The sequence below is a fragment of the Halomonas sp. ML-15 genome (assembly GCF_014779595.1).
Taxonomy (GTDB): domain Bacteria; phylum Pseudomonadota; class Gammaproteobacteria; order Pseudomonadales; family Halomonadaceae; genus Franzmannia.
Genome location: NZ_JACXZT010000019.1, coordinates 1,925,152 through 1,942,427, shown reverse-complemented (window position 1 = coordinate 1,942,427; position 17,276 = coordinate 1,925,152). Strand labels below are relative to the sequence as shown.

The 17,276-nt window shown below is 67.7% G+C and carries 15 protein-coding genes and 1 pseudogene; 9 read left to right on the top strand and 7 right to left on the bottom strand.

Features of this window, described 5'->3' with window-relative positions; translation table 11 throughout:
* Positions 1 to 175: 175 nt before the first annotated feature.
* The 5 genes and pseudogenes from IEI94_RS20755 to IEI94_RS22710 all read left to right on the top strand — a co-directional run.
* Positions 176 to 1,159 carry a zinc-dependent alcohol dehydrogenase gene (locus tag IEI94_RS20755; protein ID WP_191169109.1) on the top strand — a complete coding sequence of 328 codons (984 nt, stop codon included), beginning with the start codon at positions 176 to 178 and terminating at the stop codon, positions 1,157 to 1,159.
* A gap of 29 nt (positions 1,160 to 1,188) precedes the next feature.
* Positions 1,189 to 1,587: a 6-pyruvoyl trahydropterin synthase family protein gene (locus IEI94_RS20750; RefSeq protein WP_191169108.1), complete on the top strand. Its 399-nt coding sequence runs from the start codon at positions 1,189 to 1,191 to the stop codon at positions 1,585 to 1,587.
* Positions 1,587 to 2,654, top strand: coding sequence for a glycosyltransferase family 4 protein (locus IEI94_RS20745; protein WP_191169107.1), 1,068 nt, complete (start codon positions 1,587 to 1,589; stop codon positions 2,652 to 2,654). The genes IEI94_RS20750 and IEI94_RS20745 overlap by 1 nt, the downstream gene beginning before the upstream one ends.
* On the top strand, positions 2,651 to 3,550 hold the full coding sequence (locus IEI94_RS20740; protein ID WP_191169106.1) for a class I SAM-dependent methyltransferase: 900 nt from the start codon (positions 2,651 to 2,653) through the stop codon (positions 3,548 to 3,550). Before IEI94_RS20745 ends, IEI94_RS20740 begins: the two co-directional genes overlap by 4 nt.
* Positions 3,550 to 4,431, top strand: a pseudogene (locus tag IEI94_RS22710) (lysylphosphatidylglycerol synthase transmembrane domain-containing protein); the annotation flags it as partial. The gene IEI94_RS20740 and the pseudogene IEI94_RS22710, both read left to right, overlap by 1 nt.
* 60 nt (positions 4,432 to 4,491) lie before the next feature.
* Here IEI94_RS22710 and IEI94_RS20735 read toward each other — a convergent pair.
* Entirely contained in the window at positions 4,492 to 5,376 is an 885-nt protein-coding gene (locus tag IEI94_RS20735) for a RibD family protein (protein WP_191169694.1), read from the bottom strand.
* Between the two features lie 152 nt (positions 5,377 to 5,528).
* Between IEI94_RS20735 and ribA the strand changes: the two genes are divergently transcribed.
* The gene (gene ribA / locus IEI94_RS20730) at positions 5,529 to 6,665 is read left to right on the top strand and encodes a GTP cyclohydrolase II RibA (protein WP_191169105.1); all 1,137 of its coding nucleotides are present in this window, start codon (positions 5,529 to 5,531) and stop codon (positions 6,663 to 6,665) included.
* Between the two features lie 258 nt (positions 6,666 to 6,923).
* Here ribA and IEI94_RS20725 read toward each other — a convergent pair whose 3' ends face one another.
* From IEI94_RS20725 to IEI94_RS20710, 4 genes are read right to left on the bottom strand one after another with little or no spacing between them, the layout of a single operon-like run.
* Entirely contained in the window at positions 6,924 to 7,730 is an 807-nt protein-coding gene (locus IEI94_RS20725) for a creatininase family protein (protein WP_191169104.1), read from the bottom strand.
* Positions 7,727 to 8,536, bottom strand: a complete 810-nt coding sequence (locus tag IEI94_RS20720; protein ID WP_191169103.1) for an FkbM family methyltransferase — start codon at positions 8,534 to 8,536, stop codon at positions 7,727 to 7,729. The genes IEI94_RS20725 and IEI94_RS20720 overlap by 4 nt, the downstream gene beginning before the upstream one ends.
* Positions 8,536 to 10,458 carry a glucans biosynthesis glucosyltransferase MdoH gene (gene mdoH, locus IEI94_RS20715; RefSeq protein WP_224750219.1) on the bottom strand — a complete coding sequence of 641 codons (1,923 nt, stop codon included), beginning with the start codon at positions 10,456 to 10,458 and terminating at the stop codon, positions 8,536 to 8,538. The genes IEI94_RS20720 and mdoH overlap by 1 nt, the downstream gene beginning before the upstream one ends.
* Positions 10,445 to 12,007: a glucan biosynthesis protein gene (locus tag IEI94_RS20710; protein WP_224750218.1), complete on the bottom strand. Its 1,563-nt coding sequence runs from the start codon at positions 12,005 to 12,007 to the stop codon at positions 10,445 to 10,447. The genes mdoH and IEI94_RS20710 overlap by 14 nt, the downstream gene beginning before the upstream one ends.
* 109 nt (positions 12,008 to 12,116) lie before the next feature.
* Between IEI94_RS20710 and IEI94_RS20705 the strand changes: the two genes are divergently transcribed.
* Both IEI94_RS20705 and IEI94_RS20700 read left to right on the top strand, forming a co-directional pair.
* The gene (locus IEI94_RS20705; protein WP_191169101.1) at positions 12,117 to 13,742 is read left to right on the top strand and encodes a sulfatase-like hydrolase/transferase; all 1,626 of its coding nucleotides are present in this window, start codon (positions 12,117 to 12,119) and stop codon (positions 13,740 to 13,742) included.
* A complete protein-coding gene (locus IEI94_RS20700; protein WP_191169100.1) occupies positions 13,739 to 15,184 on the top strand; it encodes a mannose-1-phosphate guanylyltransferase/mannose-6-phosphate isomerase in 1,446 nt (481 codons plus the stop codon). Before IEI94_RS20705 ends, IEI94_RS20700 begins: the two co-directional genes overlap by 4 nt.
* Positions 15,185 to 15,187: 3 nt before the next feature.
* On the opposite strand, the gene IEI94_RS20695 is transcribed toward IEI94_RS20700, so the two are convergent.
* Both IEI94_RS20695 and IEI94_RS20690 read right to left on the bottom strand, forming a co-directional pair.
* Positions 15,188 to 16,120 carry a lysophospholipid acyltransferase family protein gene (locus IEI94_RS20695; protein WP_191169099.1) on the bottom strand — a complete coding sequence of 311 codons (933 nt, stop codon included), beginning with the start codon at positions 16,118 to 16,120 and terminating at the stop codon, positions 15,188 to 15,190.
* A 4-nt stretch (positions 16,121 to 16,124) separates the two neighbouring features.
* Positions 16,125 to 16,502 (bottom strand): DUF4870 family protein, encoded by a 378-nt coding sequence (locus IEI94_RS20690; RefSeq protein ID WP_191169098.1) that lies wholly within the window; start codon positions 16,500 to 16,502, stop codon positions 16,125 to 16,127.
* 79 nt (positions 16,503 to 16,581) lie between these two features.
* Here IEI94_RS20690 and IEI94_RS20685 point away from each other — a divergent pair, with 79 nt between their 5' ends.
* A complete protein-coding gene (locus tag IEI94_RS20685; protein ID WP_191169097.1) occupies positions 16,582 to 17,274 on the top strand; it encodes a class I SAM-dependent methyltransferase in 693 nt (230 codons plus the stop codon).
* Positions 17,275 to 17,276 lie beyond the last annotated feature (2 nt).

The window sequence follows — 17,276 nt, the reverse complement described above, 5'->3', positions numbered from 1 at the left end:
TATAGCTAAGGGGAGCTGTGTTGTGGAATAGCCATGGCTATTAGGCTAGCTCAGTGCAGCGTCAGTGGCGAAAAATGATGCAAATTTTCCTTCTGGTACATATATTGTACAGATATTGAAACCTTAATGCCTAAAAGGCGTCTTGAGTACAGCGACTCACCACCGGGACCGCGATATGCCTTATACGACCAGCATGGCCTTTTGGACGTTGGCCCCCGGGCACGGGGTACTGCGCAGTCAGCCCCTGGAGGCACCAGGCCCGCAGGATGTGCTGGTCGAAGCGCTTTACAGCGGCGTCAGCAGGGGCACCGAAGCGCTGGTGTTCACCGGCCGAGTGCCGCCCAGTGAGTATCAGCGCATGCGGGCGCCGTTTCAGGAGGGCGATTTCCCCGGCCCGCTGAAATATGGCTACGCCAGCGTCGGGCGGGTGGTCGAGGGGCCAGAGGAGCTGCGTGAACGTAGGGTGTTTTGCCTCTACCCCCATCAGCAGCGCTATGTGGTACCGGCCAGCGCCGTGCATCTGCTGCCCGATGACGTGCCCGCCGAGCGTGCCGTGCTGGCGGCCAATCTCGAAACCGCCATCAACGGCGTGTGGGACGCCGCCCCCGGGCTCGGCGACCGGATCTGCGTGATCGGCGCCGGGGTGGTGGGCGCGCTAGTGGCCTGGCTTTGCGACGGCATTCCCGGCACCCAGGTATGCCTGGTGGACATCGAACCTGGTCGTGCCAGCCTGGCCCAGTCGTTAGGCGTGAACTTTGCCCTCCCCGAGGAGGCACCCCTCGACAACGACCTGGTGATCCATGTCAGTGGTCACCCTGCGGGGCTGGAGACGGCACTGCGTGTGGCCGCACGGGAGGCCACGCTGGTCGAGATGAGCTGGTACGGCGAGCAGCCGGTGGCGCTGTCGTTGGGAGGTGCCTTCCACTCCCAGCGACTAACCCTGCGCTCCAGCCAGGTGGGTGGCATTGCGCCGCAGCGTCAGCCGCGCTGGGACTTTCGGCGTCGCCTGGAGCTCGCGTTGCGTCTGCTGGCCGAGCCGCGCCTGGACGCCCTGATCAGCGGTGAGACGCCGTTTGCGTCGCTGCCTGACGAGATGCCGCGCCTGGTGCAGGGCGGCGGCAGGGTGCTCTGCCACCGAATTCGCTATGCACCGACCTGAACTGATTTGCCCCGATCGAGGAGCCAAGCATGTATCGCCTGACCGTCCGTGACCACTTCATGATCGCCCATAGCTTTCGTGGCGATATCTTCGGCCCCGCCCAGCGTACCCACGGCGCCACCTATGTGGTCGACGTCACTTTCCAGCGCTGCGAGCTGGATGACGACGACCTGATCGTCGATATCGGCCTGGCCAGCGAGACGCTGTCGACCCTGCTGGCAGAATTCAATTTCCATAATCTCGACGACCTGGAGGAGTTTCAGGGACGCAATACCACCACCGAGTTCATGGCGCGGGTGATTTTCGAACGCCTCGCGGCGGCGATTGCCGAAGGGCGCCTGGGCGACAGCGGGCGTGGATTGGAGGCGCTGACGGTAACCCTCCACGAATCGCATATCGCCTGGGCTAGCTACGAGGGGCAGCTGTAATGGCGGCGCCGCACACCCTTTGCCTGATCGTCGCCGGCGATCCCGGTCAGCTGACCGGGGGTTATGTCTACGATGCCCGCATCGTGGCCGCCCTGGAGGCGCGCGGTTGGCAGGTATCGGTGGTGGGACTGGCGGGGCGCTTTCCTGACCCCGATGCCCAGGCTCGAGACGCCCTGGAGACGGCGCTGGCCGCCCAGCCCGACGATAGCCGTGTGGTGATCGACGGCCTGGCCATGGGCGGCCTGCCCGAGGTCGTCCAGGCCCACGCCGAGCGTCTCGATCTCACCGCCCTGGTGCATCACCCGCTGGCCGACGAGACTGGCCTGGATGAGGCCAGCCAAGTGCGGTTTCTGGACAGCGAGGCGCGCGCCCTGGCCGCGGTGGCGAGGGTGATCAGCACCAGCGCCTTTACCGCCCGGCGGCTGCGCGACATGGGGATTGCCACGGCTCAGGTGGTGGAACCTGGCGTCGAGCCGGCGTCGCTGGCGCCCAGCGCCCTCGATCTGGAAGATAGCCAACGCCCCCAGAGGCTGCTGTGCGTGGCCACGCTGACCCCGCGCAAGGGCCACGACCTGCTGGTCGAGGCGCTGGCCGGGCTGGATGCGACTCGCTGGACCTGTGACTGCATCGGCGGACTAGACCGCGACCCGGACCACGCCGCACGCGTGGCCGCCAGCATCGCCGAGCATGGCCTGACGGAGCAGCTGCGGTTGCTCGGCGAACGCGACTCCGAGGCGTTGGACGCTGCCTACCGCAGCGCCGACCTGTTCGTGCTGCCCTCCCACTATGAAGGCTACGGGATGGTGGTCACCGAAGCGCTAGCCCGCGGCCTGCCGGTGATTACCACCACCGGCGGTGCGCTGCGTTTCACCTTGCCGGAGGGGGCTGGCCTGGCGGTAGCGCCTGGCGATGCGTCTGCCCTGCGCGGGGCGCTGCGCAGCTGGCTGAATGATGCCCGTCTGCGGCGGGAACTGCGCCGCGGTGCCATCGCAGCCCGCGAACGGCAGAGCGACTGGCAGGCGGCCGGCGATGCCTTCGCCGCTGCCCTCGGAGCGCCGCATCTATGAATGCCCCTGATAACAGTGCTGTTGGCAGCCGCTTTGCCAGCGACTGGTTGGCGCTTCGCGAGTCTGCCGACCACGCCGCGCGCTGCGCCGAGCTTACCGCCGAAGCGGGCGCCTGGCTGACCCGTATCCGGGCCTCGAACAGCGCGCCGCTGACCCTGGTCGATCTGGGCTGCGGGCGTGCCAGTAATCCCGCCTATCTGGCATCGCGCTTGCCCGGCCCCCAGCGCTGGCGGCTGGTCGATCACGATCCGGCGCTACTGGAGAGCGCTCGCCAGCGGCTGGCAGGCTGCCAAGACGCCGCGGGCAAGTCGCTTGATAGTGAGCGTCGCCAGGTCGATCTGGCCGACGCCAAGGCACTGCCTGGTCTGCTCGATGGCGCCGAGCTGGTGTGCGCCTCGGCGCTGTTGGATCTCTGTTCGGCAGCCTGGATCGAGACGCTGGCCGAGGCCTGCGCGGCTCGCCAATTGGCGGCGCTGTTCACCCTCAGCGTCGATGGCCACTGGCAGTTTATCGATGCCGATGGCGCGCGCCGGGACGCCGAGGATGAGTGGGTGCGCGGTCAGTTCGTTGACCACCAGCGCCGCGACAAGGGGCTCGGTGCCGCGCTGGGCGGTGAGGCCCCGGCGGCGCTGGTCAGTGCCTTCGAGAAGCGTGGTTATCGGATTGCGCGTGCCGTTAGCCCGTGGCAGCTGGCGCCGGGCAGCGACGCGGCATTGACCCTGGGGCAGGCGCTGGTGGCCGGCTGGGCCGCGGCGGCTGTCGAACAGTGCCCTGCTCAGGCGGCGCGTATCGAGGCCTGGCAGCTGGCCCGCCAGCGCGATCTGGCAAACGGGCGCTGCGGGGTCTGGGTTGGTCATGTCGATCTGCTGCTGCTGCCCCCCGGGAGCGACGACTGATGGTCGGCGCCTCGCGGCGGCGCAGCCTGCTGCGCCTGGCGGTCAGCCTGGCGCTGCTGGTCGGTGTTGCGGTGTGGCTGGACGCTGGGGAAGTGGTCGCCGAAGTACAGCGGCTTGCCCCCGGCTGGGTGCTGCTGGCGCTGCTGCTGAGCCTGCCCCAGGTGGTGATCTCGGCGTGGCGCTGGCGCTTTACCGCTTCTCGTCTGGGGGTGGGGCTGAGCTGGCGCCATGCCATCAACGACTACTATCTGGCCAGCTTTCTCAACCAGGTGCTGCCCGGAGCGGTATTGGGTGATGCCACCCGCGCCTGGCGCCACGCCCGTGCCAGCGGCAGGCGCGCGGCGGCCTGGCGCGGGGTACTGATCGAGCGCGCGTCCGGGCAACTGGTACTGGCGGTGGTCACGCTGGCCATTCTGGCGCTGTCGCCGCTGTGGCATACGGCCTTCGGTCGGCTGCTGACCCGCCCCGGCGTGGTCATAGGCGCCGTCGGCGCGCTGGGACTGGCCGTACTCGGCGCCGTGCTGTGGCGGAGGCTGTATCGATCAAACCTCAATATGCCGCTATGGGCCAAGGGGCTGGGTGGCGATGTGCATCGCGCGCTATTCAGCCGGCGTGCCTGGCCGGCGCAGTTGGGAGGCTCGCTGCTGGTGCTGGCGAGCTATGGAGCGATCTTCGTCTGCGCGGCTCGCGCCATCGGCGTCGAGCTGCCGGCCACCACGCTGCTGGCGCTGCTTCCGCCGGTGCTGCTGGCGATGCTGATCCCGCTGTCGGTGGCCGGCTGGGGCTTTCGCGAAGGCGCTGCGGCCCTGGTCTGGCTCGGCGTCGGCTTGCCGCCGGCCCAGGGCGTGGCGGTGTCGGTGAGCTACGGGCTGTTGGTGCTGCTGGCCAGCCTGCCCGGGGCGCTATGCTGGTGGCAGCGTAAGCGCAGCGCGGCGCCTGGCTCAGCCAACGGAGGCTCGCAAGGCGATATCGAAGAGGGTGTCGTCGCCGCAGTCGAAACGCCGCATCGACGGGCGCAGCGCCTGGTCGAGGGTGTCGATGAGCGGCAGCGTCAATCCGGGGCGGCCGGAGCCGATCAGCAGCGGCGCCACCAGCAGATGCAGGCGGTCGACGCAGCCGGCGGCGATAAACTGCGATACGGTCTGGCCGCCGCCCTCGATCAGCACGCGGCGGCAGCCCGCCTGCTGGAGGGCGTCGATCACCGCCTGGGGAGCCACTCGCCCCTCGGCGTCACGCGCCAGCCAGCGCTGGCCGACATGCGCGCCGACGCCGACAGGCGGGGCCATGCCCTCGCCGAGCAGATGCAAGGTGGGCAGCGTCGGGTCCTGAAATACACGCCGCGCGACCGGCACCCGGCCGCGCGGATCGAGCACCACGCGCAGCGGCTGGCGCCCCTCGATGTGGCGCACGTTGAGCTGCGGGTCGTCCTCGTCGGCGGTGCCGGCGCCGACCAGCACTGCGTCGACCAGGGCGCGCAGCCGATGCAGGTGAACCCGGCTCTCGAATCCATTGATGTAGTGGGAGTGACCGCTATGGGTGGCGATACGCCCGTCGAGGCTCTGGCCGAGTTGGGCGATGACCCGCGGTCCACTATCGCAGACCAGCGGCAGCAGGCTGTCGAGCAGGGCCGCGGTGGCGCTGTCCAGGGCCGGCTCGGCATGCCAGTGTCCGCCGCGGTGCAGCGTCAGACGCGCACTATTACGGTGGATGACAAGCTCGGTAACATCCTCCCAGGAGTGGTCGCGCGCCGTCAGCAGCGCCTTCCAGGCGAACGCCAGGTCGGCGTCGTCACGGCGCGGCGTTGGGGGCTTGGCGGCTTCGCTCATGCACGGCCTCTCTCGATCAAAAACGTTTCTTATCATGGGCAGCCCCCTCGGGCGGCACAAGTCCAACGCACCCGCGGCGCCGTCGCGCCCGTATGTCGATTTACTACCCTCAGTGCCATACGCCTACCCGGTTGAGGCGACAAGGAGGCTATATGCCACGCATAGGACATCACGTCGAGCGCGCCATCTTCGATCTACGCCGCGGGGTGCCGGTGGTGCTGCAGGACGCCGACACGGCGACCCTGATTCAGCCGCTGGAGGGGCTGCAGGCAGCGCGGCTGGAGGAGCTGCAGCCGGAAGCTGCGCTGGTGGTCAGCCGGCATCGCCTGGCGGTACTCGGTGCCAGCGCTGACGCCCACCAGGCCGAGGCATTGCGACTGCCGCTGAGCAGCTGCGGACCGCTCGATCTGGCTCGTCTCGAGCGCCTGGCGTTCGGCTCTCAGCCCGAGCCGCGGGTGGCGACACTGGCCCAACCTGCCGATGCTGGCGAGCGCGGTGCCCTGGCGCTGATGCGCCGTGCGCTGCTGATCCCCGCGGCGCTCACCGTCAAGCTGAGCGGAGAGGCGCGTGACGTGGCACAGGCGCGTATCGATAGCGGGGAGTGGCTGAGCGTCGAGGCCGAGGCGGCGATCGGTTGCTTCGACAGTGCGGCGGGGATGCTGACCCGAGTCAGCGATGCGCGGATACCGCTGGCCGACGCGCCAGAGAGCCGCTTTATCCTGTTTCGCGAGCCGGACGGCCTGCGTGAGCATGTGGCGGTGGTCATCGGCCATCGCCGTGACTGGCCGTCGGCGGTACCGCTGCGCCTGCACTCGGCGTGTCTGACCGGTGACCTGTTCGGCAGCCTGCGCTGCGACTGCGGCGAGCAGCTGCGCAACGCGGTGGCGGATATCGAGTCGCTGGGCGGCGGGGTACTGCTCTATCTGGCGCAGGAAGGGCGCGGCATCGGCCTGGCCAACAAGCTGCGCGCCTACACCCTGCAGGATGGTGGCCTGGATACCGTGGACGCCGATCAGGTCCTGGGCTTTGGCGACGACGAGCGCCACTACCGCGCCGCGGTGGATATGCTCGGCGCGCTCGAGATCCAGCGTATCCAGATGTTGACCAATAACCCGCAGAAGATTGTGGCACTGGAGGCGGGCGGCATCGAGGTGGTGGAGCGTCAGGCGCTGTATGGCCAGCTCAACGATCACAACCGTCGCTACCTCAGCGCCAAGGCGGAACGTTCCGGCCATCTGCTGGATGATGTGCTTCACGCCGATACATCACGCTCCTCGGCCTGCAAGTAGCCCCGTTGACTCCCCGGCCCTTTTGCAGATAGCGACAAGGGCGGGGGGGGGCCGTCGAAAGGCCTTCGAGGAGGCGCTGTAAACCCTCCCTGGGCGCTACCGATGCCCTGCTGCACTCTCGCATCCTGCTCCGTTTGCAGGACCGGTGCTGGCCATCCATGGCCAGCCCGTTCGGAGCAGTGCTCCTCACCCCTGGCATCGACACCTCCTCTTCGGCCTTCCCCCGGTCTCCGTTGTCTTGTCAGCCCTGGCTTAGTGCTACTTAGCCCAGCCGGATAGCGATAGCGCCTGGGTCTCGATCACCACCTCGGCCAGGCCCTCGGCGTAGTGCGCCACCAGCCGCTCGCCGAGTGCGGCGTCGGCCAGGGTGGCGTTGCCGGCGACGCCGTCGGCGTGCAGGTCCTCGGCCAGCCAGGCGAAGGCGGCCTCGCCTTCGGGGCCCAGGCGCTTGCCGGCGGCCGCCAGGGACTCCCCGCTCGATGGAGGGTGCCCGGCCAGCGACATCTCGACCTTGTGCGGCGCCAAGTGCAGCATCATGGCGGTTTCCAGGGCGCCACCGTGGAGGCCGTGGCGCAGCTCCTGGGCAGGCAGCCAGTCGCTGGGCGGTGGTGCCAGCCGGGTATAGGTGGCCTTGACCACCAGCATGGCGTGGCGGCGACGCAGGGTCAGTGCAGCGAGATCCATCACTGCCTTGTTGCCGCCGTGGCTATTGAGCAGCAGCAGGCGGCGAATGCCGGCTCGGGCGATGCTGTCGCCGTAGGCTTCGAGGGTGGCGATGGCCAGCGGGGCGGGCAGGCTCAGGGTGCCGGGATAGCTGGCGTGTTCGTCGCTGGCGCCCACCGCGAGGGGTGGCAGGCAGAGGGTGCATACCTTCGCCTGGCGGCGCTGCAGGGCCTCCAGCGTTGCCTGCTGCAGGCCCAGAGCAATATCGAGATCGGTGGAGAGGGGCAGGTGGTGACCGTGCTGCTCGATGGCACCGAGGACCAGAATCGCTACCGGGTCCTCGCCGGCGAGGGCGCCGAGCCGGCAGTGGCTGAGGTCGGCCCAGTGGCAGAGGGTGGTCATGACATCTCTCCGAAGTCTCGGGTGGCCTTGGGCTGAAGGCGCGCATAGAGGTCGCCTGAGGCGAGACCGTCGGCACCGCCTGCCAGCCAGTCGTGAGCCTGGGCGGGGCTGCGCCACTCATCCCAGAGAAACTCGCGACGCTCGCCCTGAATGGCATTGAAGCGGTAATCACCCAGCGCTTCAAGGCGCGTGACGCAGGCCTGGGAGACGTCCAGCGCGCCGGCGACGAACTCCACCGATAGCGCCTCCACCGGCTTGCTAAGACCGCTCAGCACCTCGGCTTCGAAGCCCTCGACGTCGATCTTGATAAAGCGCGGCACGCCGAAACGCTGGATCAATACGTCCAGGGTAGTGACCCTCACGGTGATCCGACGCTCCCAGCGTACCTGTCGAAAGCCGGGGTTGTCGCGCCCGATGCGCTCCCGCCAGCGGCGCGCCAGGGTCGAGACGCTGGGGTTGGCGGCGCTGATGGCAATCTCGGCCTCGCACTCTTCGGGGCCTGCAGCCAGCGGCATCAGCACTAGCCCGCTGCGCTCGCCCATCAGTCGCACCAGCCAACGAAACAGCGCCGGTTGTGGTTCCAGTGCCACCACCTCGGCGCCCAGCGCCTGGAAGGCGGCGGTACGGTCGCCGAGGTGTGCGCCGATATCGAAGGCCAGATCACCGGGGGCCAGGAACTCTTCGTAGAGTCGCTGCAGGCCGCGCTGACGACCGGGGCGCCAATAGACGACCAGCGAGCGAGCGACGCCGAGCAGGGATTTGCCGCGCTCCTGCAGTGATGGCGGGGAGTCGTGAGTGTGCGGCATCAGTGCGGTTCCTTGAGGGGCGGACGCTGTCGTGCGGGTTGCCGGCGACGCCGGCTAAGGCTTTGAGCCGGCATGTCGCCCGGTTGTTCCGGCGGAGCAGTGGCCGCGCCGCTATCGGCCAGCATCGGCGTGGGGCGATGCAGCGCCTGGTCGAGGCGCGTCAGCACCGCGGCGGGAGATACCTCGCTGGGTACCGCCAGCAGTCCAAGCCTCGCCAGCCAGGCGCCAAGGCGACGGTTTCCCGACAGCCTCACCAGCAGCGGGGCGACGATCAGCCCCGCCCATACCGGCGTCAGCCACCAGAAGAAGGCCGGCGTGAACTGGTACATGGCCAGCGCCCAGCCGCCGCCGAGCAGGGTGGCCGCACGGCTGTGGGTAAACGCCTGGCGCCAGGGCACCGGGCGCCCCTCACGTAGCTGCGGATCCCAGCCGACGCTGCGGCCGAGCACAATGCCCAGCACGAAGACGCTGTGGTAGGCCATCATCAGCGGTGCGATCAGGATCGCGTGGAGCATTTCCAGCAGCGCGCTGATGCTCAATCGCCAGCGCCCGCCGAAGGCCGCAGGAGTCTGCCAGAGTGCCAGCAGCAGACCAAACAGCTTGGGCAGCAGCAGCATGGCGGCGGTCAGCGCCAGCAGCGGCATGACCATGGCGCTGGTATCCAGCGGCCAGTCGGGAAACAGCTGGTAGCTGTCGCCGAAGAAGCGCTCGCGGCTGAAGACGTCGAGCATGGCGGCGGCGCTGCTCAGCGCCAGCATCATCACCCATAGCAGCGAGGAGAGATAGGCCAGTGCCCCCATGGCGAAATGCAGGCGGCTGATGGGGTGCAGGCCTGCAGTCGCCAGCAGGCGCAGGTGCTGCAGGTTGCCCTGGGTCCAGCGGCGGTCGCGCTTGGCGTAGTCGAGCAGGTTGCCGGGCAGCTCCTCGAAGCTGTCGTTGAGGCGCACATCGAGCCTCACCCGCCAGCCGCCGCGCCGCAGCAGCGCCGCTTCGACGAAGTCGTGACTCATGATATCGCCGCCCAGCGGTGGGCGGCCTGGCAGCGTCGGCAGCCCGCAGTGAGCCATGAAGGCGCGGGTGCGCAGGATGGCGTTATGGCCCCAGTAGTTGGCGCAGTCGCCCTGCCAGAAGGCCTGGCCGGTGGCCAGCATGGGGCTGTAGAGGGCCGCGGCGAACTGCGTGAATCGCCCGAACAGGGTGGATTGCCGCACCGGGATCGGGACCGTCTGCAGCAGACCCAGGTCGGGCTCGCGCTGCATGGCGCCGATCATCGCGAGCAGGCTCTTGCCGCCCATCAGGCTATCCGCGTCGAGTACTATCAGGTAGTCGTAGCGGTGCCCCCAGCGGCGGCAGAACTCGGCCAGGTTACCGGCCTTGCGCGCGGTGTTGTCGGCGCGACGACGATAGTGCACCTCGAGCCGGCCGGCCAGGCGCTGACGTAGCGCCACCACATGGCGTCGCTCATCGCCGGCGATGGCGTCGTCACGAGTGTCGCTGAGGATGAAGGCTTCGATATGGTCGTCAAGAGCGTGATTGGCGCTGGCCAGCAGATCCTGACAGGTGGCTTCCAGGCCGGCCAGGGCGCGGGCCGGAGATTCGTTGTAGATCGGCATGACCAGCGCGGTGCGCGAGCTCAGCGGCGCGACGACCGGTGGCGTCTGGCGTGCCAGGCTCAACGGGTCGCGTCGGGTCAGGCTAAGCAAAAATCCGATGACAGCGGTCCAGAAGGCCAGGGCGATCCAACCGAAGGTGACGGTGAACAGCCCCAGCACCGCGACCTGCAGCATGCTCAATCCGCCGTCATGGAGGATACGGAACATGGTCGCTACGCCCAGCGCGGTGCTGCCCAGCACCACGCCAGCGAGGCCCAACCGGCGCAGCCACAACAGCGGCTGGCGGGGCGCGGGCTCAGCGTAGCTCATCGGGGTACCAGACATAGCTCCAGGTTTCGCTGATTCGCTGGCCGCGCAGGCTCAGATAGAGGCGCATGTCGGCGGCGCTGCGCCCTTCGGGCTGCACGCGGAAGCTGGCGCGCCAGGTATCGCCATCGGGGAGCTGCTGTACCTGCAGCTGGTGAATCTCGCCGTCGCTGGTGGTGAGCTCGGCGTCCACCGGCTGGCTGGCGTCGAGGCCGGCGAGTTCTCCGCCATGAAAATCGACCATGAACTGTCGGCGGCTGCGCGGTGGCGGGTTGCTCTGGCCGGGGATGGCGGCCCAGCCGGTGCGAGTGCGCACCACGCTGGCGACCTGCTGAGCCTCTGGCTGTGAGCCGAAGGTATGGGTGCGGTAGTGGAAACGCCGCGACTCGCCGGCATTGAGCGGCTCATCCGGTACCCAGTAGGCAACGATGTTGTCGTTGGTTTCGGTGTCGGTGGGGATCTCCACCAGCTCGACGCCGCCGCTGCCCCAGTCGCCGCCCAGCGCCTCGACCCACTGGCTGGGACGACGATCGTAGCGTGCTTCCATATCCAGGTAGGCATCGAAATTGCGCTCACGCTGGGCCAGACCAAAGCCGGAGAGCTCGCCGTCGAGCAGCCGTGAGAAGCGCAAGCGACGCGGATTGGTCAAGGGCCGCCAGATCCACTCGCCGGCGGTGGTGCGCATGGTGAGGCCTTCGGAGTCATGGACGCGTGGCCGAAAGTCATCGGCGGGGTAGGCGCTGGTATCGCCATGGGCAAACATGCTGGTCAACGGCGCCACGCCAAGCTTGTCAACGTCGCGGCGGGCGAACAGGCGGGCGTCGACCTCGACCTCCACATCGCGGCCGGGGCGGATATCGAAGCGGTAGGCGCCGGCCAGCGAAGGGCTGTCGAGCAGCGCCAGCACGCTCATCTCGTTGGCATCATCGTCTGGCTTGACCAGCCAGAACTCGCGAAAGGCGGGAAACTCCTCCCCCTGGGAGCCGCCGGTATCGATGGCCAGCCCGCGGGTGGAGAGGCCGTAGCCTTGGTCTCGGCCGACCAGGCGGAAGTAGCTGGCGCCGAGAAATACCAGGAATTCATCGTCGTAGTCGCCGCGGTTGAGCGGGTAGTGAAGCCGGAAGCCGGCATGGCCGGCGCCGTCGAGGTCGGCCTCGAGCAGGCGTTCGGCGTCGCCGTCGTAGGAGTAATAGTCGCTGGAGAACTCCAGGGGACGGACTTCACCATCTTCGATCAGATTGAGCGTTACCGGCGTCTCGAACAGAAAACCGCTGTGGAACAACTGCACCGAGAACAGACCAGCGTCGCGCCAGATCGCCCGATCACCGCGGAAACGGATCTGGCGGTAAGTGTCATAGTTCAGGTCGCGGAGCGCGGTGGGCAGCTCGCCGCGGCGACTGTCGTGGGGCTCTCCAGCCAGCGTTTCGGCGCGCTCGATCACCGCCTCGAAGTGCTCCTCGGTACTCTGGGCGGCGCTCACCAGCGGCAGCAGGAGTAACCAGCAGGCGCAGCCCAGAGCCACGGTGCGTCCCGTATTTGTCAGGGGAGTCAACGGCGTTTCCTCGCGAAGAGTGATAGTATAAAGCGAGACATAACTTGTACATATTTCAATTACAGTACATGTTTTGGCGGGTCGCCACCATTCAAAAGGATCTGTGCCCATGCGCTGGCTGATCAGCGGTTTGCTACTCAACATCCTAGTGCTGATTCCCCTGTGGTGGCGGTTTACCGAGATCACACCGCGACTGGTGGCCTGGGAGGCCTGGTGGCTGGCGGCGCTGTTCGCGTTGCTGCCGCTGGCCGCCTGGAGTCTCGCCCTGCGCTGGGTGGCGGTGCTGGTGGTACTGTTGGGCGTGCTGGCCGGGCTTGGCGAGGCCGCCGCCCAGATGGCGCTGGGGCGCTCGCTCAACGTCTACCTCGATCTGCCGCTGCTGCGCGCCATCTATCACCTGCTGCAGGGCAATCTCGGCGATCTCGCCGCCGTGGTGGCCATGATCTTGGGCGTGCTGCTGATCGTTGCGGTGGCCTGGGGGCTGCTGCGCATGTTGGCAGCCCTGCTGGCCCGGCCGCAGCGCGGCGTGGCGCGCGGCATCACGCTGGTGGCACTGGCGGTCACCACGCTGCTGGGCGCTCTGGAAATTGCCGGCACCCGGCTGGTATCCGCGGCGCGCACGCCGCTGGTGGACACCTGGCGCTACCAGGCCGAGCAGGTCGTGGTGACCCATCAGGCCCGTCAGGCCTTCAGTGAGCGCCTCGCCGAGTCGCCGAGTCCCGCGCGGCCGCTGCCGGGTCTGGAAGGGCGCGACGTGATCCTGGCCTTCGTCGAGTCCTACGGCGTTGCCGCCGTGGAGGATGATCGCTACTCCCATGTACTGCTGCCGACCCTGGCCGAGATGGAAGAGAGACTGGCCGCGGCCGGGCTGGACGTCGTGTCCGGTGTGCTCGATGCGCCGATTCGCGGCGGCCAGTCATGGCTGGCGCATGCCACGACGCTGAGCGGGCTGTGGATCGACAATCAACTGTGGTATCGGCTGTTGCTCGACAGCGATCAGGCCACCCTGATCGACGACTTTCGTGCTACCGGCCAGCGCACCCAGACGGTGATGCCGGCGATCACCATGCTGTGGCCGGAGGGTGAGGCCTACGGCTTCGACGACATCTATGCCGCCGCCGACATCGACTACGCCGGCCCGCCGCTGCACTGGGTGACCATGCCCGACCAGTTCGTGCTCGACTACTATCAGCGCCAGATTCGCGAGCCGCAGCAGACGCCACTGTTTACCCAGATCGCGCTGATCTCCAGCCATGCCCCCTGGACGCCGATTCTGCCGGTGCTCGAGGAGTGGGAGCTGATCGGTGACGGCAGCCTGTTCGCCCCCTGGGAGCACGCCGGTGACCCGCCCGAGGTGGTGTGGCAGGATATCGAACGTATCCGCGACCACTACGCCTGGTCGGTCGACTATTCGGTCAAGGCCACTGCGCGCTGGGCCGAGTGGGCGGTCGATGACAATACGTTGCTGATCATGCTCGGCGACCATCAGGCCGCACCGCTGATCACCGGTGAGGGCGCCAGCCTCGGCGTGCCGGTGCATATCATCAGCGGTGACCCAGCCCTGTTGGCGCCGTTTCTCGAGCGCGGCTTCGTGCCGGGTACCCAGCCGCCGCCGTCACAGGGCGCGGCGGGGATGGACCGCCTGCGCGGCTGGCTGCACGAGGATTTCGGCGAGCCGGGTGCCGAGTTCGAGCCGCTGGACGACGCTCAACGCCTGCCGGACGCTTCGCCATGAATGAGACATTGACGCCAGTAGTGCTCGCCGGCGGCAGCGGCAGCCGGCTGTGGCCGCTGTCGCGCCAGCACTACCCCAAGCAGTTCCTGGCCCTGGGCGGTCAGGGCGACGATGCCGTGCCGGCCAGCCTGCTGCAGCAGACCCTGAGACGCCTGCATGGCCTGCCTCTGGCACCACCGGTGGTAGTGGGCAGCGAGTCGCACCGCTTTCTGCTCGCCGAACAGCTGCGCGAGGCTGGGGTCGGGGATGCGACCCTGCTGCTCGAGCCGGAGGGGCGCAATACTGCGCCGGCGATCGCCTGTGCGGCCCTGCACGCCCGCCTAGGCGGCGGCGACCCGCTGCTGCTGGTGCTGCCCGCCGATCATCTGATAGAAAATGTATCGTCCTTTCAGGACAGCGTGGCGGCAGCCACGACGCTGGCGGCGGCTGGCGAGCTGGTGACCTTTGGCGTGGTACCCGAATACGCCGAAACCGGCTACGGCTATGTGCAGCGCGGCGAGGCGCTGGGGGCGGCGGGGTATCGGCTGATGCGCTTCGTCGAGAAGCCCGATCGGGCCACCGCCGAGGGTTACCTGGCCAGCGGCGACTACCTGTGGAACAGCGGCATGTTCATGTTTCGCGCCTCGCGCTACCTCGATGAGCTGGCCGCGCGTCATCCAGCAATGCTCGCCGCCTGCCGCGTCGCGGTGGAAGGGGCCCGCGAGGACCTCGATTTCCTGCGCCTCGATGCCGAGGCCTTTCGCCAGAGTCCTGCCGACTCCATCGACTACGCGGTGATGGAGCACGCCAGCCGCGCCGCCGTGGTCCCCCTGGACGCCGGCTGGTCCGATATCGGCGGATTCCAGGCGCTGTGGGAGGCGAGCCCCAAGGACGCCTGCGGCAATGCCGTGCGCGGCGATGTGCAGCTTCACGACTGCAGTGGGCTGCTGGTACACGCCGAGGAGCGTCTGGTCAGTGCGCTGGGGGTCGAGGATCTGGTGATCATCGAGACCCAGGACACGGTGTTGGTGGTGGATCGCCGACGCAGCCAGGAGGTCAAGACGCTGGTCGAGGGGCTGCTGGCGGCGGGGCGCGAGGAGCCCGTGCATCACCCGCGAGTGCACCGGCCCTGGGGAAGCTACCAGGCCATTGAGCGAGGGCAGCGCTATCAGGTCAAGCACATCACGGTGGCGCCCGGGGGGCGGCTATCGCGACAGCTGCACCACCACCGCGCCGAGCACTGGGTGGTGGTCAGCGGCACCGCCCGGGTCTCGCTGGGCGAGCGGGTCTTCATGCTCAGCGAGAATGAGTCGACCTATATCCCTATCGGCGAGCCCCACCGCCTGGAGAACCCCGGCAAGATCCCGCTGGAGCTGATCGAAGTGCAGTCGGGGAGCTACCTGGGCGAGGACGATATTGTGCGTTTTGAGGACAGTTACGGTCGCGACGGCAGCAACAGTTAATACTCAGTAAAGCCGGAATGAGGGGTGGTCGGGATGCCCCTCCTGCTCCTGAATCACCTTGCGGTAGCGCTTGTATTCCCACTGGTACTGGGCTGGTTCCAGGGCAATGGCGGCCTCTACGCAGGCGTTGACGCCGGCCGCCGAGGCGGTTTCGTCGGTCTCATAGACCCGCGCGTCGGCGGCCAGGAAGTGGATTACGAATCCCTTGCCCGGCACCCGCTGCGCCACGCCGGTGACAACCCGCGCCTGAGTGCGGGCGACCAGCTTGGGCAGCAGGGTGGCGGTGTAGGCCAAACGGCCGTAAAAGGGCGCGAAGACGCCGCTGCCCCAGTCTGGCTCCTGATCGGGCAGGATGCCTATCGCTTCGCTGCGCTTGAGCGCCTTGAGCAGCGCTGCCACGCCGCGGGGATTGGTCGGCACCAGGCTGGCGCCCATGCGCTCGCGTCCGTGGCGGATGATCGGGTCGAGGCGCTCGATCTTGGGCGGTTCGTACATGGCGGTGAAGGGGAAGTGGCTGGATAGCCAGAAATTGAGCACCTCCCAGTTGCCGAAGTGGGGCGCCAGCACGATCACCCCGCGACCCTCGGCGCGGGCTTCATCGAGCAGTTCGCGGCCGTGGACGTCAACGATCGAGCGCTCGACGCGGCCCGGTTCGGCCATCCACGCAAAGCCCAGCTCGAGCATGGTAGCGGTGGAGTGGGAGAGACTGTGGCGGGCCAGCTGGCGCCGCTCGGCATCGCTCTGCCCAGGGTAGACCTCGGCCAGGTTGATCTCGGTGACCTCTCGTTCGCGGCGACTGAAGCGGTGGACCAGGGGGCCGGAGATGCTTGCCAGCCGCCATAGCGTGCCCAGATGGCGGCCGGCCAGGCTGCGCCAGAGGCCGGCGATGAGAGTGGCTTGTAGCGACGAGGCGCTGGAGCGTGGCTTGCGGCTCATGATCTCAGAACAGCCAGGTGTCGACGTTATCCGGCGCGTGTTTGGCCTGTAGCGCCTTGATGCCCTTGACGCAGCGGATCACCAGCCACACCACCACCACCAGCCACAGCACGAAGCCGATTGCGATCAGCGTCAGGATGCCGGCCAGCAGGAAATAGACCAGCGAGATCCAGAAGGTGCGGATCTGAAAGCGGTAGTGCTCGTCGAGCCACTCCGGCCCCTTGCCACGGTAAACGTAGGCGATCACCACGCCGATCAGCGAGGTCAGGCCGCCGGTGGCGATCCCCGCCAGGAGCAGCACATAGACCACGATAGGGATGGTGGTGTCCGGCCCGTTGGGCGGCTCGACCGGATTGGGCTCGGGGGTGACGGTGTCATTCATCGGTTCATCCTTGAGGAGTTACCATATGGCCCTTCATGATACCTGCCACAACCGCCGATGACAGCACCGAGCCGCCGCCATGACCGATAGTCCGACCTGCCCGCTGTGTGCTGGTGCAGACTGCACGCACTACCACCGCGACGCGCGGCGCGTCTATCTGCAGTGCCCGCGCTGTGCGCTGATCTTCGTGCCGTCTGCCTTTCATCTGGGGCCGGCGGAGGAGCGCGCGGTCTACGACCAGCACCAGAATTCCCCCCAGGATGCCGGCTACCGGCGTTTTCTATCGCGACTTTTCACACCGCTGTCTGCCAAGCTATCGCCCGGGGCCTGCGGTCTCGACTTCGGCAGCGGCCCGGGGCCGACGCTGTCGGTGATGTTCGAGGAGGCCGGCCATTCGATGGCGATCTACGATCCCTATTACGCGCCGGATACCGCGGTGCTCGCCGACGCGTACGACTTTATTACCGCCACGGAGGTGGTCGAGCATCTATCGGCCCCGGGGCATGAGCTGGCGCGGCTGGTGGGGCTGCTGCGTCCGGGCGGTTGGTTGGGACTGATGACCAAACGCCCGACCAGCCACGCGACCTTCGTCCACTGGCACTATATCCTCGATCCCACCCATGTGAGCTTCTACAGTGACGCAACGTTCACATGGTTGGCCGAGCATCTGGGGATGCAGGTGGAATTTCCGGCAGACGATGTCGTGCTGCTGCACAAGAGTGCGCAGGGGAATAAGCCGGTGCGCTGGGCCGGCATGGTAGAGTGGAAGTAGCT

What these genes read in the sequence shown, in the direction of transcription:
- IEI94_RS20755 (WP_191169109.1), top strand. Translation starts at nt 176, where the DNA reads ATGCCTTATACGACCAGCATGGCCTTTTGGACGTTGGCCCCCGGGCAC.
- IEI94_RS20685 (WP_191169097.1), top strand. Translation starts at nt 16,582, where the DNA reads ATGACCGATAGTCCGACCTGCCCGCTGTGTGCTGGTGCAGACTGCACG.
- IEI94_RS20720 (WP_191169103.1), bottom strand. Translation starts at nt 8,536, where the DNA reads ATGCCGCACACTCACGACTCCCCGCCATCACTGCAGGAGCGCGGCAAA.
- IEI94_RS20740 (WP_191169106.1), top strand. Translation starts at nt 2,651, where the DNA reads ATGAATGCCCCTGATAACAGTGCTGTTGGCAGCCGCTTTGCCAGCGAC.
- IEI94_RS20695 (WP_191169099.1), bottom strand. Translation starts at nt 16,120, where the DNA reads ATGAGCCGCAAGCCACGCTCCAGCGCCTCGTCGCTACAAGCCACTCTC.
- IEI94_RS20750 (WP_191169108.1), top strand. Translation starts at nt 1,189, where the DNA reads ATGTATCGCCTGACCGTCCGTGACCACTTCATGATCGCCCATAGCTTT.
- IEI94_RS20725 (WP_191169104.1), bottom strand. Translation starts at nt 7,730, where the DNA reads ATGACCACCCTCTGCCACTGGGCCGACCTCAGCCACTGCCGGCTCGGC.
- IEI94_RS20700 (WP_191169100.1), top strand. Translation starts at nt 13,739, where the DNA reads ATGAATGAGACATTGACGCCAGTAGTGCTCGCCGGCGGCAGCGGCAGC.
- ribA (WP_191169105.1), top strand. Translation starts at nt 5,529, where the DNA reads ATGCCACGCATAGGACATCACGTCGAGCGCGCCATCTTCGATCTACGC.
- IEI94_RS20735 (WP_191169694.1), bottom strand. Translation starts at nt 5,376, where the DNA reads ATGAGCGAAGCCGCCAAGCCCCCAACGCCGCGCCGTGACGACGCCGAC.
- IEI94_RS20745 (WP_191169107.1), top strand. Translation starts at nt 1,587, where the DNA reads ATGGCGGCGCCGCACACCCTTTGCCTGATCGTCGCCGGCGATCCCGGT.
- mdoH (WP_224750219.1), bottom strand. Translation starts at nt 10,458, where the DNA reads ATGAGCTACGCTGAGCCCGCGCCCCGCCAGCCGCTGTTGTGGCTGCGC.
- IEI94_RS20690 (WP_191169098.1), bottom strand. Translation starts at nt 16,502, where the DNA reads ATGAATGACACCGTCACCCCCGAGCCCAATCCGGTCGAGCCGCCCAAC.
- IEI94_RS20705 (WP_191169101.1), top strand. Translation starts at nt 12,117, where the DNA reads ATGCGCTGGCTGATCAGCGGTTTGCTACTCAACATCCTAGTGCTGATT.